The organism is Noviherbaspirillum sp. (assembly GCF_035654295.1).
In the GTDB taxonomy this organism is placed as follows: Bacteria; Pseudomonadota; Gammaproteobacteria; order Burkholderiales; family Burkholderiaceae_D; genus Noviherbaspirillum.
Map to the genome: position 1 here is coordinate 1 of NZ_DASRXF010000134.1, position 13,864 is coordinate 13,864.

General features: G+C 61.0%; 14 protein-coding genes and 2 pseudogenes. 11 read left to right on the top strand and 5 right to left on the bottom strand.

Annotated elements, in window-relative coordinates; translation table 11 throughout:
- The 4 genes and pseudogenes from VFF99_RS13465 to VFF99_RS13480 form a co-directional block, all read left to right on the top strand.
- Positions 1-1,156: hypothetical protein (locus tag VFF99_RS13465; protein WP_325018696.1), on the top strand; the 1,156-nt coding region annotated here is incomplete at its 5' end.
- Positions 1,153-1,953: a hypothetical protein gene (locus VFF99_RS13470; protein WP_325018698.1), complete on the top strand. Its 801-nt coding sequence runs from the start codon at positions 1,153-1,155 to the stop codon at positions 1,951-1,953. The genes VFF99_RS13465 and VFF99_RS13470, both read left to right, overlap by 4 nt.
- Before the next feature lie 358 nt (positions 1,954-2,311).
- Positions 2,312-2,587 (top strand): annotated as a pseudogene (locus VFF99_RS13475) (AI-2E family transporter); the annotation flags it as partial.
- Positions 2,588-2,800: 213 nt separating this feature from the next.
- On the top strand, positions 2,801-3,439 hold the full coding sequence (locus tag VFF99_RS13480; protein ID WP_325018699.1) for a hypothetical protein: 639 nt from the start codon (positions 2,801-2,803) through the stop codon (positions 3,437-3,439).
- A 125-nt stretch (positions 3,440-3,564) separates the two neighbouring features.
- Here the strand turns inward: VFF99_RS13480 and glmS are convergent, their stop codons facing one another.
- Positions 3,565-5,382, bottom strand: coding sequence for a glutamine--fructose-6-phosphate transaminase (isomerizing) (gene glmS / locus VFF99_RS13485; RefSeq protein ID WP_325018702.1), 1,818 nt, complete (start codon positions 5,380-5,382; stop codon positions 3,565-3,567).
- 154 nt (positions 5,383-5,536) lie between these two features.
- On the opposite strand from glmS, the gene VFF99_RS13490 reads away from it, so the two are divergent.
- A complete protein-coding gene (locus tag VFF99_RS13490; RefSeq protein WP_325018704.1) occupies positions 5,537-6,010 on the top strand; it encodes an Lrp/AsnC family transcriptional regulator in 474 nt (157 codons plus the stop codon).
- A 1-nt stretch (position 6,011) separates the two neighbouring features.
- Here the strand turns inward: VFF99_RS13490 and glmU are convergent, their stop codons facing one another.
- A complete protein-coding gene (gene glmU, locus VFF99_RS13495; protein ID WP_325018705.1) occupies positions 6,012-7,370 on the bottom strand; it encodes a bifunctional UDP-N-acetylglucosamine diphosphorylase/glucosamine-1-phosphate N-acetyltransferase GlmU in 1,359 nt (452 codons plus the stop codon).
- Between the two features lie 33 nt (positions 7,371-7,403).
- On the opposite strand from glmU, the gene VFF99_RS13500 reads away from it, so the two are divergent.
- A complete protein-coding gene (locus VFF99_RS13500; protein ID WP_325018707.1) occupies positions 7,404-8,282 on the top strand; it encodes a DUF6279 family lipoprotein in 879 nt (292 codons plus the stop codon).
- On the opposite strand, the gene ttcA is transcribed toward VFF99_RS13500, so the two are convergent.
- Genes ttcA through VFF99_RS13515 form a run of 3 tightly spaced genes read right to left on the bottom strand, consistent with a single transcriptional unit; the run spans position 8,283 to position 10,394 of the window.
- On the bottom strand, positions 8,283-9,209 hold the full coding sequence (ttcA, locus tag VFF99_RS13505; RefSeq protein ID WP_325018709.1) for a tRNA 2-thiocytidine(32) synthetase TtcA: 927 nt from the start codon (positions 9,207-9,209) through the stop codon (positions 8,283-8,285).
- A gap of 14 nt (positions 9,210-9,223) precedes the next feature.
- Entirely contained in the window at positions 9,224-9,616 is a 393-nt protein-coding gene (locus VFF99_RS13510; RefSeq protein WP_325018711.1) for a dihydroneopterin aldolase, read from the bottom strand.
- Between the two features lie 10 nt (positions 9,617-9,626).
- Positions 9,627-10,394: an SDR family oxidoreductase gene (locus VFF99_RS13515; RefSeq protein ID WP_325018712.1), complete on the bottom strand. Its 768-nt coding sequence runs from the start codon at positions 10,392-10,394 to the stop codon at positions 9,627-9,629.
- 106 nt (positions 10,395-10,500) lie between these two features.
- Here VFF99_RS13515 and VFF99_RS13520 point away from each other — a divergent pair, with 106 nt between their 5' ends.
- From VFF99_RS13520 to VFF99_RS13540, 5 genes and pseudogenes are all read left to right on the top strand, one after another.
- Complete coding sequence (locus tag VFF99_RS13520; protein WP_325018713.1) at positions 10,501-11,646, top strand: class I SAM-dependent methyltransferase; 1,146 nt, start codon at positions 10,501-10,503, stop codon at positions 11,644-11,646.
- Between the two features lie 37 nt (positions 11,647-11,683).
- Complete coding sequence (locus tag VFF99_RS13525; RefSeq protein WP_325018715.1) at positions 11,684-11,878, top strand: DUF2905 domain-containing protein; 195 nt, start codon at positions 11,684-11,686, stop codon at positions 11,876-11,878.
- 8 nt (positions 11,879-11,886) lie between these two features.
- Positions 11,887-12,102, top strand: coding sequence for a DUF2905 domain-containing protein (locus VFF99_RS13530; RefSeq protein WP_325018717.1), 216 nt, complete (start codon positions 11,887-11,889; stop codon positions 12,100-12,102).
- Positions 12,103-12,166: 64 nt separating this feature from the next.
- The gene (locus VFF99_RS13535) at positions 12,167-13,573 is read left to right on the top strand and encodes a DHA2 family efflux MFS transporter permease subunit (protein ID WP_325018719.1); all 1,407 of its coding nucleotides are present in this window, start codon (positions 12,167-12,169) and stop codon (positions 13,571-13,573) included.
- A 103-nt stretch (positions 13,574-13,676) separates the two neighbouring features.
- A pseudogene (locus tag VFF99_RS13540) lies at positions 13,677-13,864 on the top strand (response regulator); the annotation flags it as partial.

Here is a 13,864-nt window from a genome sequence, read left to right on the forward strand (position 1 = left end):
TGATATCCTGACCAGGAAAAAGAACGCGGCCGACACCGCCGTCGCCCACCAGGAAGGCGCGGTAACCAGCCAGGTCAAGGCCGGCAAGAGTGCCGAGGAAACGGTCGCAAGCCTGAACCGTGACACGGCCAATGCCAATGCGGTCGCGACCAAGCAGGACGCGGAAGCGATGAAGAAATCGGCGGAAGCGGCGCAGGCGATCAAGCAGGAAACGTTCAAGATCCTGACGACATTTTCCGATGAAGCGTATCGTTCGCGTTTTAAGGAGATCCGGCAGTTCTTCAAAGCCGAGTGTCCCGCAGGTGAAAACTGCGTAGCCGATCCGACCAAACTTTTACGCAAACCGGCTACGCTTAAAGAAGTGGCTGAGAACGCGAACCCCGACATGGTATTGGCGGTCAATGGCATCTTGAATGACGAGAAGCGGGCAATGGAGTTGGCATACCAAAACGCAGAGACTTCGCTGAATCCTGTTACAGGACAAAGAGATCTCAAACCTACAACCATTTATCTGGTGCATGTGAAGCCGGCGAGTAACGCTATATCGGAATTGATGGGTGTCGCTTACGAGAAGGTGACCAATTCAATGGGCTACGAATTGGCCAACTTTCTCGGCTATACCAATGCGGTGGAGACTTACGCCAGCGCGACGGCAAGTCGAGGTGATTTGGTGACCCATTCACTGGGGCACAGCCGGGGCACCTTGGTGCAGGAAAGCGCGTTCACTATCCTGGCGAACCGTCCGGATGAAACTGGAAAGACCTATACGAACCCGAATCTCACGGTTCGTGGGGTTGGCGGTGCGGCAGATGCAATGAGCTATACGGAGGCGGCTGCAAAAATTATTGGTGATCCAACGAAAAAGGCATCCATTACTTACAGCTATTTCAGCAATGATCCAGTGTCGGTATCGAACCTCTCAGGGGGAAATCCGGGTGTTTGGACGCTAAAAGATTTATGGAAGGTGTTCTCTACTACCAACAGCATGCATAGTTGTTACGGCACAGGCGGCAACGGTTGCACGCAGGTGGAAACGCCAGTGCCCGGTGGACCACAAGGCACTCCGGGAGGGAATGCGACATTAATTCGGTACGTAGGTGGTAAGCAGGTTGGTAATTCCGGTGACCGTCCGCCACAAGAAGGAGGCACACGATGAAAGTAATTGTTGCTTATTTGATGGTTTCCTTTTTGCTAGTCGGATGCGGAGTCGAAACAGCAATCAAGCGCAATGATGATCGTTATTTGCGCCCCGGTGCGCTCGATTTGCCGTTGAATGATGCGTATGACACTTTCCGATATAAGTTCCTAGATGAATATCTAATTACTCATCAGTGGCCACGTGGGGCTGGAGCATGTAGATACGCAATGCTTCCAACCATGGGCGTTAATGGAGGCTCACAGGGCGAGGTATGGAATGTTTCTGACATATATGAGAAGAATGGGAAAACATGGCAATCTAGCTCGAAACCTGAAAAACCATTTGACTTTGACCGCTATGTTCGTAGCGTCAAGGCGAAAAATCCTGTCTATGGTGAAGTCAACGGCGTGCGGCAAAAAATAGGTGAAGAAGAGATCGAGGTGGGATTGCAGACGATGTGCCATCAATCCTGGTATTCCTCGCAACATAGCCTGTCAATGCTGCTTCGTAAATGGACACCTGACGAATTCGTACACTGGTTGAGAAATGGCAGTTCGTCAAGCCGAGTATTCAGACAGAAAATAGGCGACAACGAATGGACTGTCGTGGAATTTGAACTTGAACCCCAAAGCAAGGACGGCGCATCAAGTGGGCCATTTCAATTTTGGATTTTGCCTATAGAGAAAACGGGCTATTCCTTCTTATTTAGGTTGGGTGCCAATCGTAGATCGCTCGAATTTCCCGACGCGCATGTCCGGTTTCAGACAGCATTTCGCCATTTGATCGAATCTGTGCGAATCGAACCCTTGACCTGAAGGGGGATCGCCAGCAGTGACAAGGCGATCGCCGAAGGAAAAAACAGTTTCGACGGCAAGGGCGAGGTAACGCTGACCGACATCGTCGACAGCGCCAGCTACGACGCCAAGAGCGCGGGGATTTGCGTCGTCACCGAAGCCACCAAAACCGAGGGCATCGACGCGGGCATAGGGCGGGGCAGCGGCAACCAGACAACCATGATCAAGGCCGGCATCGGCGTCTCGACAAGCGAGGATACGACGGCGGCGATCACGCAGGCCTTCACGCGGGGAGCGCCGAAGGCGGTGGCGAGCTATGCCGACGGCAAGGCCAAGGAACTCCGAGTTCAGGCCGACGAAGCGGCCAAAGCGGGCGACGATCTATTTCCTGCTAACGGGCGCGATCTGGCAGGGCGTGACCTTGATCGTCTTCGGCATCCTCGTGATCGGGCTCGTCGACAACGTGCTGCGCCCGATACTGGTCGGGAAGTACACGTAAATGCCCGACTACGTCGTGCTGATCTCTACGCTCGGCGGCATGGCGCTGTTCGGCATCAATGGCTTTGTCATCGGGCCGGTGATCGCGGCGCTGTTCATCGCGGTGTGGGATCTGTTTTCCGCTTCGGCGGAGGAGTCAATGGATGTGCAGCAGTAGCGTGGTCCGTATACAAAGTTAAGGTCTCCAGGGATCGGTCCCGATCCTCCCCCTCCCATCATTCATATCCGCCTAAATATTAATTATTTAGCAATTATGTTTGCCCCCCGGTACTGCCCAGCGATCTAATACCCGGCGGAGTCCATGCTGCGAAGCGCCTGTCGCGGTGTCGACCGAACTCTGACCAGGCGCACTATTTTAGAAGGAAGGTAAATGAAAAAAATAAAGACCGTTATCGCGATATCCGCGTTAGGGGCGCTGCTGAACGGCTGCGGAGGCGGGGGCGACGCCGACGTCGGAAGCGACGCCACGGCGGCCGGTACGTCGGCTGCCGCGACTAACACGACCCCGAGCGATCCCATCGACAAATACCTGGGCACAATCGTTCTCGCCTGCAGCCCGAACGCTTGGATAACGAATCCTGACACCGGGGCTGTTCTTAACGAGAGATTGACCTTGACTTCACAGTCAAAATCCAACGCGACCAAGGCGTTGTTTCAATTCAAGCATGACGTCTATGACACGGCCGACTGCAGTGGTGCACCGCGTGCGACACTGACGGTATCTGGAGCGAACACATGGTTGAACGTCGACGGCGGCACCACCGTGAACGGCATGGCGGCCGACAAGGTCTCCAGTAGCGAAGGCGTTAAGCTTCCGGGTATTTCCGCCGGCACGGCAATTACCGTGAACGGCGTCCGCTACAACGCCAAATATGTGGCGCAAACAACTAGCAAGGATCTGCTTGCGTTCGTCGGTAAGGATTTGTACTTCGGCGATCATTCCAAGGCGCCGGACGCCGATGGCTATCCAACCGCGCTGCGGCCGCAGCCGACGGGAACGATGAAGTAGACGGATACTCAGCGCGTAAGGGGGCGCTGAACTTGAAGTAACCCGATATTGGAAGAAGTCTCCTTCCAATTGAAAACGCCGCTGACCGGTGAACCCGGCAGCGGCGTTTCTTTATGACGCGCCGATTACTCGACGGTCACCGACTTCGCCAAATTACGCGGCTTGTCGACATCCGTGCCGCGTGCCAGCGCGGTGTGATATGCCAGCAGCTGCAACGGCACAACGTGCAGGATCGGCGACAGCTGGCCATAGTGTTCCGGCATGCGGATCACGTGCACGCCGTCGCTCGAGGTAATGCGCGAGTCGGCGTCCGCGAACACATACAACTGGCCGCCCCGTGCGCGCACTTCCTGCATGTTCGACTTCAGCTTTTCGATCAGGGTGTCGTTCGGCGCCACCGTCACCACCGGCATTTCGTTCGTCACCAGTGCCAGCGGGCCGTGCTTGAGTTCGCCGGCCGGGTAGGCTTCGGCGTGGATGTAGGAAATCTCCTTGAGCTTCAGCGCGCCTTCGAGGGCGATCGGGTAGTGCAGGCCGCGTCCGAGGAAGAGGGCGTTTTCCTTGCGCGCGAATTCTTCCGCCCAGGCGATGATCTGCGGTTCCAGCGCAAGCACCGCTCCGATGGAGACGGGGAGGTGGCGCAGCGCCTTGAGGTGGGCGGCTTCCTGTTCGTCGGTCAGGCGGCCGCGCGCTTGCGCCAGCGTCAGCGCGAGCAGGAAGAGGGCGACGAGCTGGGTGGTGAAGGCCTTGGTCGATGCCACGCCGACTTCCACGCCGGCGCGAGTGATGTAGGCCAGCATGCATTCGCGCACCATGGCACTGGTGGCGACGTTGCAGATGGTGAGGGTGTTCACCATGTCTTGCGCGCGGGCGTGCTTGAGCGCGGCCAGCGTGTCGGCGGTCTCGCCGCTTTGCGAGATCGTCACGACCAATGCGTTCGGGTTCGGCACGCTGTCGCGGTAGCGGTATTCGCTGGCAATCTCCACATTCACCGGCAGCTTTGCGATCGATTCGATCCAGTACTTGGCGGTGACGCCGGCGTAGAAGCTGGTACCGCAGGCGAGGATCAGTACCGAGTCGATCTTCTTGAAGACGTTGTAGGCCTTGTCGCCGAACAGTTCGGGCATGATGGCGGACACGCCTTCCAGGGTGTCGCCGATGGCGCGCGGCTGCTCGAAGATTTCCTTTTGCATGTAGTGGCGGTAGGGGCCGAGTTCGGCGGCGCCGGTGTGCGCGTGCACCGTGCGCACTTCGCGCTCGGCCGGTTTGCCGTTGGCATCGGTGATCCAGTAGCGCTGCAGCTGCAGGTCGACCACGTCGCCTTCTTCGAGGTAGATGATCTGGTCGGTGGTGCCGGCCAGCGCCATCGCGTCGGAGGCGAGGAAGTTTTCACCCTTGCCCACGCCCACGATCAGCGGCGAGCCTTGGCGGGCACCGACCACGCGGTGCGGTTCATCGCGGCAGAACACAGCGATCGCGTAGGCGCCGTGCAGGCGCTTGACGGCTTGCTGCACGGTCTCGAACAGGTCGCCGGTGTACATGTGGTCGATCAGGTGGGCGATGACCTCGGTGTCGGTCTGGCTTTCGAAAACGTAGCCGGCGCTGCTCAGTTCGGCGCGCAGTTCGTCGTGGTTTTCGATGATGCCGTTGTGTACGAGCGCGATGCGCTCGCGCGAGAAATGCGGGTGGGCGTTGTGCGAGGCCGGGGCGCCGTGGGTCGCCCAGCGGGTATGGGCGATGCCGGTGAAACCGGCCAGGGAGGCCTTTTCCACCTGTGCTTCGAGATCGGCCACGCGCGAAGTGCTGCGCGAACGCTGCAGGATGCCGTCGACATGCAGGGCGACGCCGCAGGAGTCATAGCCGCGGTATTCCAGGCGCTTCAGGCCTTCGAGCAGGATGGGGGTGATGTTGCGCTGCGCGACGGCGCCGACGATGCCACACATGGGGCCTCCCTACGATGAGTTATTGACGCCTGTATCGTAGAAGATCGATTGTGAAAAAAGTTTGCGAAATTGCAGATGATTTGAATAAATAATTCGGCGTATGGCGACTGTGAAATATAATTTCACATAACCTTCATGTTTAAGGAATTATTAGATGGAAACCGCGGATACGGCACTGGACGACCTCGACCGGCGCATCCTGAATGCACTCCAGGAAGACGCATCCCGGACCAACAACGAGCTCGCCGCCCTCGTTCACGCTTCACCGCCCACTTGCCTGCGCCGGGTGAAGCGGCTCACCGATGCCGGCATCATCGCGCGCCAGGTCGCCATTGTCGCGCCCGACAAGATCGGGGCCGCGCTGACGGCTATCGTCGAAATCACCCTCGACCACCAGGCGGCCGAGAAGATGCAGGAATTCGAGGTGCTGGTTGCCGCCGAGCCCGCCGTGCTGCAGTGCTACCGTGTGTCGCCCGGTCCGGACTTTGTACTGATCGTGCAGGTGGCCGACATGCCGGCGTACCACGCGCTGGCGCACCGGCTGTTTGCGTCGCACGCCAATGTGCGGAACGTGCGCAGCTTCTTCTCCATCCACCGCAGCAAGTTCGAGACGCGCATCGCCGTCTGAATTACTTCTTGACCTTGACCGGCCGCTTCCAGTTTTCGATCGTCACCTGCCTTGCCCGCGAGACGGTCAGCTTGCCTTCCGGCGCATCCTTGGTCAGCGTGGTGCCCGCGCCCAGCGTCGCACCCTTGCCGACACGGACCGGCGCGACGAGCTGAGTGTCGCTGCCGATGAAGGCATCGTCCTCGATCACCGTGCGGAACTTGTTGGCGCCGTCGTAATTGCAGGTGATGGTGCCGGCGCCAATATTGACGCGGGAACCGACATCCGCATCGCCCACATAGGCGAGATGGTTGGCCTTGCTGTGCGCGGCGATCCGGCTGTTCTTCACTTCGACGAAGTTGCCGACATGGACGTCCTCACCGAGTTCGGTGCCCGGGCGCAGGCGTGCGTACGGGCCGATGATCGAGGCGGGGCCGACGACCGCATCTTCAATATGGCAGAAGGGCTTGATGCTGGCGCCTTTTGCGATGCGCGCATTGCGGATCACGCTGTGCGCGCCGATACTTACGCCGTCTTCCAGTTCCACCCGCCCTTCGAATACGCAGTTGACATCGATGCTGACATCCCGGCCGCACACGAGCGAGCCGCGCACATCGAGGCGGCCCGGGTCGGCCAAGGTCACGCCCTGCTCGAGCAAGGCGTTGGCGATGTTGCGCTGATGGATACGCTCCAGCTCCGCCAGTTGCACCTTGCTGTTGACGCCGAGTGTTTCCCACTCGGCGGCAGGCTGCGCCGAAACGACGGGCACGCCGTCGGCCACGGCACGCGCCACGATATCGGTCAGGTAATACTCTTTCTGCGCATTGTTGTTGGACAGAGTAGCCAGCCATTTCTTCAGCCTGGCAGTCGGCGCGACCATGATGCCGGTGTTGATTTCGCGGATTGCGCGCTGCTGTTCGCTGGCATCTTTCTGCTCGACGATGCCCACGATGCTGCCGCCCTCGCGCAGGATACGCCCGTAGCCCGTCGGGTCGGGCAGGTCGATAGTGAGGATCGCCAACTTTTCCGTTCCCGCGCTGTCCAACAATTGCTGCAATGAATCCTTCGTTGTGAGCGGAACATCGCCGTACAACACCAGCGTCGGCACATCGTCGGACAGGTGGGGGAGCGCCTGCATGACGGCGTGGCCGGTGCCCAGTTGCGGCTCCTGCTTCGCGAAGCGGATGTCTTCGGCCCTGCATGCTTCCGGAACAGCCTCGCCGCCGTGCCCGTAAATCACGCACAGCCGGGTGGGGGAAAGGGTGCGTGCGGTGTCGATCACATGCGAGAGCAGCGGCTTGCCCGCCAGCGGATGCAGTACCTTGGGCAGTGCGGATTGCATGCGCTTTCCCATGCCCGCAGCAAGAATGACAATATTCATGGAAGATCAGAAGAAGTGGTGCAAAATTTTATCATGCGACCTGACCGGGCCTTTTTCGAACGCGCTGTGCTTTTCCTCCTGGCGATGCTGCTTGCCGGATGCAGCGCGCTGCGTCTCGGCTATGCCAACGGCGATACCTTTGTCTATTGGTGGCTGAACGGTTACGTCGACTTCGAGGACGAGCAAAAGCCCTGGGTCAAGGCGCATATCGACCGGCTGTTCGACTGGCACCGGACCACACAGTTGCCCGACTACGCGCAATTGCTCGAACAGGTCCAGCAGCGCCTGCAGCGCGGGCAGACCGCCCCGGACGAAGTGCGCGCCGATTTCAACGCCGTCCGCAAGCGCGCCGCGCTCGTCCTCGACAAGGCCGCGCCCGAACTCGCTGATCTTGCCCTGTCCCTGCAGCCGCAGCAGATCGCCAATCTCGAGAAAAAGTTTTCCTCCAATAACGACAAGTATCGTAAAGAGTATTTGCGCGGCAACATTGACGATCGTCAACAGCTTCGGTTCAAGAAGGTCATGAAGCAGGCGGAGTACTGGTTCGGCGATTTCAGCCAGGAGCAGGAGGCCAGCATCCGCAAGATGTCCGACGCTCGTCCGCTGGATTACGAGATCTGGATGGCGGAGCGCCTGCGCCGCCAGCAGGAGATGCTGCAGATGCTGCGCAAGATCCAGGCGGAGAAGCCACCCCGGGAGACGGTCTCCCGGATGATCCGGGAGTTTGTCGCGCGCAGCTTCGAGAACTTCACGTATGCCGAGAACAAGGCGTTCTTCGACGATTCAACCGATGGCATGGCGCGCATGATCGCCACCATCGTCAACGTGGCCACCCCCGAACAGAAGGCGCATGCGATCAAGCGCCTGCAGAAATGGATCGAGGATTGCCACGCGCTGGCGGGGAAAGCCTGATCAGTCCTCGTCCAGCCCGGCAAAGCGCACCACGTTGTTCGACGGCGGCGCGCACGGCTCTTCGTCGAACGCGATGTCGCCGTCGGGCACGGCTTCCCCGGTGACCTTCAAGTCCTTGAAATTGAACAGCTGGCTGTCCATCAGGTGCGACGGCGCGACGGTGGATAGCGCGGAGAAGATATTCTCCACGCGCCCCGGATGCTTCTTCTCCCATTCCCGCAACATGGCCTTGATCTGCTTGCGCTGCAGGTTTTCCTGGCTGCCGCACAGATTGCAGGGGATGATCGGGAACTGGCGCACTTCCGCGAAGCGTTCCATGTCCGCTTCCTTCACATAGGCCAGCGGGCGGATCACGATGTGCTTGCCGTCGTCCGATTGCAGCTTGGGCGGCATGCCCTTCAGCTTGGCGCCGAAGAACATGTTGAGGAAGAAGGTCTCGAGGATATCGTCGCGATGGTGGCCGAGCGCGATCTTGGTCGCGCCGAGCTCGTCGGCGACGCGGTACAGAATGCCGCGGCGCAGGCGCGAGCACAGCGAGCAGGTGGTCTTGCCCTCGGGGATGACGCGCTTGACGATGCTGTAAGTGTCCTGGTTTTCGATATGGAAGGGCACACCGATCTTCGTCAGGTACTCCGGCAGCACATGCTCCGGAAAGCCCGGCTGCTTCTGGTCGAGGTTGACCGCGACGATGTCGAAATGGATGGGCGCCCGTTCGCGCAGCGTCAGCAGAATGTCGAGCAGGCCATAGCTGTCCTTCCCGCCCGACAGGCAGACCATCACCTTGTCGCCATCCTCGATCATGTTGAAATCGCCGATGGCCTGGCCGACCAGGCGGCACAGGCGCTTGTGCAGCTTGTTGTTCTCGTAGGCGATCTTTTCCGCCTTCTTCGCGCCGGCGGCAGTGTCGTTGTGCAGGACTTCGTTCATTTCGCTTCTCATCTTCACTGCTTGATGTGGATCACTTCCACGCCCACGGCATCGCAATCCGGATAGACGTCCGGCTTTTCGGTCGACACCCGCACCGCGCGCACCTTGGGATGCGACAGCATTGCGCGCGCCACGTCGTCGCACAGGGTTTCCTGCAAGTGGATGTGGCCCTGGGCCATGCGCCGGGCGATGGTGTCGCGCATGAAGTCGTAGTCCACGACTTCGACCAGGTGGTCTTCCTTCGGCGTCGATTCCGACAGCGGGATGAAGAGATCGACATTGACCAGCACGCGCTGTTCACCCTTCTTTTCGAATTCGTGGACGCCGATGTTGATCATCACCTCGTAGTTGCGGAGGAACAGGCGCCGGCAGTCGGCAAGGGCGGGGTGCGAAAGGGAGGAAAGCATGATTTCAGGTTTAAGTTGCAACGAACATCACGTCGCGTTGCAGGGGGATCAAATGCTGGCCGCCGTCGACCAGCAAGGTGGTGCCGGTCATCGACTGATTTTCGGCGGCAAAACAGACAGCGCTGGCGACATCCTCCGGGGTGCTGGAACGGCCCAGCGGAGTCATCTTGTACGCCTTGGCGAAACCTTCCTCGGTCTGGTCGCCGGAGACCAGCGTCAGGCCGGGGGCGACGCCGACCACGCGCACCTTCGGCGCCAGCGCTTGCGCCAGCACTGTGGTCGCTGTGTGCAGGCCGGCCTTCGACAGTGTGTAGGAAAGGAAATCGGGATTCAGGTTGAACAGCTTTTGGTCGAGCAGGTTGACGACCACCGACTGCGCGCCTTCAGGCGTCGCGGCGTGCAGCGCGCGCGCCAGGACGAGCGGCGCGCCGAGGTTGGCATGCATGTGCCGGTCCAGGTTGGCAAAGCGGAAATCGGCGGCGCTATCGCTCTCGAACAGCGAGGCGTTGTTCACGACGCAGGTGACGCGGCCAAGCGCTTCCGCCGCCCGGCCCAGCAAGCCGTTCACCGCCTGCTCGTCGGCCAGGTCGCATTGCAGGGCGGCGGCGCGGCGGCCGAGCTGCTCGATCTCGCGCACCGTGGCCATTGCTTCATCAGCCGACCGGCCGTAATGCACCGCCACGTCCCAGCCGCGCTGCGCGAGGGCGAGCGCGATGCCGCGCCCGAGCCGCTTCGCGGCGCCGGTGACGAGTGCAACTTTGCTGTTTCCAGTGGTCATAGAGATGTTCCGGTTCCGATGGATGTTGTCATTCCATTCACGGGCGGGCTTCCTGCGGTCCGGATTTGTTCACAAGCGCAGGGCCGATTTCAATACAATACCGAGCATGCAACTTCACCTGCCTGAACCCTCTCTGGACGCGCAGAGCGCGTCGCGCGCCCTCCACGATCTCATCGCCAGCGACATCGACGCCCGCTCGGGATGGATTCCGTTTGCCCGTTACATGGAGCAGGTGCTATATGCGCCCGGGCTGGGCTATTACAGTGGCGGGGCGGCAAAACTCGGTAAAGACGGTGATTTTACAACCGCGCCCGAGATTACGCCGCTTTTCGGCGCCGCCCTGGCCCAGGTTGCGGCCGGCCTGATGGCGCAGAGCGCACCGCGCATCCTGGAATTCGGGGCAGGGACGGGAAAACTGGCCTTCGACATCCTTTCCGAGTTGAAATCCGCCGGCATCACGGTCGACAGTTACCAGATTGTCGACCTGTCGGGCGAACTGCGCGCACGCCAGGAGGAGACCTTGCGGGATTTCCCGCAGGTTTCCTGGCTCGATCGCATGCCGGGGTCGTTTTCCGGCGTGGTCGTCGGCAATGAAGTGCTCGATGCCATGCCGGTGCACCTTGTCGTCAAGACGGCGCAGGGCTGGATGGAGCGGGGCGTCTGCCTGTCGGACGGCCGCTTTGTCTTCGCCGACCGCCCATGCGACGCCGCGCTCACGGCGCAGATCCCGGACGCCGAGGAACTCCCCGAAGGCTATCTGACGGAGGTGCATCCGGTCGCCGCCGGCTTCATGCATTCGCTCGCCGCCATGATCGCCGCCGGGGGCGCCGGCGCGGCGATCCTGATCGACTACGGTTTTCCTGCGCGCGAGTACTACCTCGACCAGCGCAGCCAGGGCACGCTGATGTGCCATTACCGCCACCACGCGCACCCCGATCCTTTCTACCTGCCGGGGCTGCAGGACGTGACTGCTCATGTCGACTTCACCGCCATGGCGCGCGCCGCCATCGACGGCGGCCTCGAATTGCTCGGCTACACCACGCAAGCCGCCTTCCTGCTCGACGCGGGCATCGGCGACCTGCTGCTGCGCACCTCGCCGGAAGAACAGCTGCGCTACCTGAAGCAGGCAAACGCGGTGCAGAAGCTGGTCTCGCCGGCCGAGATGGGCGAGCTGTTCAAGGTGCTGGTGGTGGGCAGGAATGCCGCACTGCCCGGCAAGTTTGCCCGCAACGACCGCAGCCATCGCCTATGATACGCTTGCCCATCTTCCCTTACAGACGCGAGACAGCATGCTACGTTGGGTCCTGACCATATTTCTCGCGCTGATCGTGTTTTCGGCGGCGATGCCCTGGCTGGAAAAGCTCGGCATCGGGCGCCTGCCGGGCGACGTCCGCTTCAAGCTTTTCGGCCGCCAGGTGTTTTTGCCGTTTGCCTCGACCGTGGTCTTGTCGATGATCGCGGTCGGCATCGGCAAGTTGCTATAGGAGCCGCCATGATCCGCTGGGTTGTTGTCGTTTTCCTCGGATTGTTCATCTTTTACCCGCTGCTGCCGTGGTTTGACCGCCTGCGCGTCGGCCGCATGCCCGGCGACGTGCTGTTCAAATTGCGCGGCGTCGTCTTTTGCCTGCCGTTCGGCTCCACGCTTGTCTGGTCCGCCGTGATCTTCCTGATTGCGGAAATCGTCAGCCTCACCTGCCCCAACTGCTGAGCAAGCTCAGGCGGACGCGGGCGCAAGCTTCTATACTGACGGCTCTTCCCGCTTACCGTCCCGGATGCAGCCCACCTTCGAACAGCTCAGCCAGCGCTACGGCAGCCGCTACCGGTGGCTGGTGCTGCTCACCGTCATGATCGGCTCGATGGCGTCGATCATGTCTTCCACCATCGTCAACGTCGCCGTGCCGGACCTGAGCCGGCATTTCGTCCTCGGGCAGGAGCGGGCGCAATGGGTATCCGCCGGCTTCATGCTGGCCATGACGCTATCGATGCTGACCACGCCGTGGTTCCTGTTGCGTTACGGCCTGCGCCGCACCTATGCGGGCGCGATCCTGCTCCTGCTGATCGGCGGTATTGTCGGCGGCTTCAGCGTCAACTATCCGATGCTCTTGTCCATGCGCGTGGTCGAGGGGCTGGCGGCCGGCATCCTGCAGCCCATTCCGTCCATCGTCGTGCTGCGCGCCTTCGACAAGCACGAGCAGGGCAGGGCGATGGGCATTTTCGGCTTCGGCGTCGTGCTGGCGCCGGCGATCGGTCCAAGTGTGGGCGGCTTCCTCGTCGAACTGTTCGGCTGGCGCTCGATCTTCTTTGTCGTTGTGCCGTTCTGCGTGGTCGTGCTGTTCATGATCCGGCGCCTGCTTGCGGTGAATTCGCGCCTGATGGGAGAGGCCAGCGCGCTCGACTGGAAGGGCTTGCTGCTCGCCTCCGTCGGCACCATCGGGCTGCTCAACGGCCTCGTCCACCTGCACGATGGATTCCTGCAATCAGTCCCGATGATCGGCATCGGGCTGGCGGCGACGGCCGGCTTCGTCATGTATCAACTGCGCACCGAGAACGGCCTGATGAACATGGGCCTGTTCCGCTATCCGCAGTTTGCGGCGGGCGCACTCGTCGCATTCATTTACGGCGCGGGGCTGTTCGGTTCGACTTACCTGCTGCCGGTTTACATGCAGATGGCGCTGCATTACGCGCCCTCGCAGGCCGGCCTGATCCTGCTGCCCGCGGGGGTGGTGCTGGCCTTCACGATCATCATCGCCGGCAGGCTGGCCGACCGTTTTCCGCCCAACCTGCTGGTGTCGATCGGGCTCGTCCTGCTGGCGCTCTCGTTCGGCTTGATGGCCATCGGCTCGTCCGCCACCGGCTATTTCACGCTCATGGCCTGGGCCATCATCGGCCGCATCGGCCTCGGCTTCGTCCTGCCCTCCCTGAGCCTGGGAGCGATGCGCGGCGTCGAGACCGGCCTGATCGCCCAGGGGGCGAGCATCATCAATTTCCTGCGGCAGCTCGGCGGCGCCATCGGCGTCAGCGTGGTCGGCATCGTGCTCGAATGGCGGCTTGCGGTGTACCAGGGCGGCGCGTCGCAGGAGGCGAGCGTGAGGGCGTTCAACGAAACCTTCCTGCTGGTCGCCCTGTTCTGTGCGCTGGCCGTCGCCGCCGCCGTCCGGATGCGGACACCCGGCGAGTGAAACCGGCCCGGACGGGTTTGCTTTTCGCCCGGGGAGTGGTATTTTGGCACCCTCGGGGCGGGGAAACCCGCGCAAATATTGGCGTTGCACGGATTGGGAATACATGAGTTCGCTTCGTAGTCTGACCGCATTGATCGTCGAGCCGCACTCCGGCATGCGCGCCAGTCTCCACAACATGCTCAACCTGTGCGGCATCACCAAGATCGACCATGCCGTCAGTTCCGGCACCGCCATCCGCCCCCTCAAGAACAAGTCCTACGACCTGATCCTGTGCGAATACGATCTCGGCGA

Bases quoted from the DNA above. Each gene is read 5' to 3' on its own strand.
- glmS (WP_325018702.1), bottom strand. From the start codon at position 5,382: ATGTGTGGCATCGTCGGCGCCGTCGCGCAGCGCAACATCACCCCCATC.
- VFF99_RS13510 (WP_325018711.1), bottom strand. From the start codon at position 9,616: ATGCTTTCCTCCCTTTCGCACCCCGCCCTTGCCGACTGCCGGCGCCTG.
- VFF99_RS13490 (WP_325018704.1), top strand. From the start codon at position 5,537: ATGGAAACCGCGGATACGGCACTGGACGACCTCGACCGGCGCATCCTG.
- VFF99_RS13515 (WP_325018712.1), bottom strand. From the start codon at position 10,394: ATGACCACTGGAAACAGCAAAGTTGCACTCGTCACCGGCGCCGCGAAG.
- VFF99_RS13470 (WP_325018698.1), top strand. From the start codon at position 1,153: ATGAAAGTAATTGTTGCTTATTTGATGGTTTCCTTTTTGCTAGTCGGA.
- VFF99_RS13530 (WP_325018717.1), top strand. From the start codon at position 11,887: ATGATCCGCTGGGTTGTTGTCGTTTTCCTCGGATTGTTCATCTTTTAC.
- glmU (WP_325018705.1), bottom strand. From the start codon at position 7,370: ATGAATATTGTCATTCTTGCTGCGGGCATGGGAAAGCGCATGCAATCC.
- VFF99_RS13500 (WP_325018707.1), top strand. From the start codon at position 7,404: ATGCGACCTGACCGGGCCTTTTTCGAACGCGCTGTGCTTTTCCTCCTG.
- VFF99_RS13480 (WP_325018699.1), top strand. From the start codon at position 2,801: ATGAAAAAAATAAAGACCGTTATCGCGATATCCGCGTTAGGGGCGCTG.
- VFF99_RS13520 (WP_325018713.1), top strand. From the start codon at position 10,501: ATGCAACTTCACCTGCCTGAACCCTCTCTGGACGCGCAGAGCGCGTCG.
- VFF99_RS13525 (WP_325018715.1), top strand. From the start codon at position 11,684: ATGCTACGTTGGGTCCTGACCATATTTCTCGCGCTGATCGTGTTTTCG.
- VFF99_RS13535 (WP_325018719.1), top strand. From the start codon at position 12,167: ATGCAGCCCACCTTCGAACAGCTCAGCCAGCGCTACGGCAGCCGCTAC.
- ttcA (WP_325018709.1), bottom strand. From the start codon at position 9,209: ATGAACGAAGTCCTGCACAACGACACTGCCGCCGGCGCGAAGAAGGCG.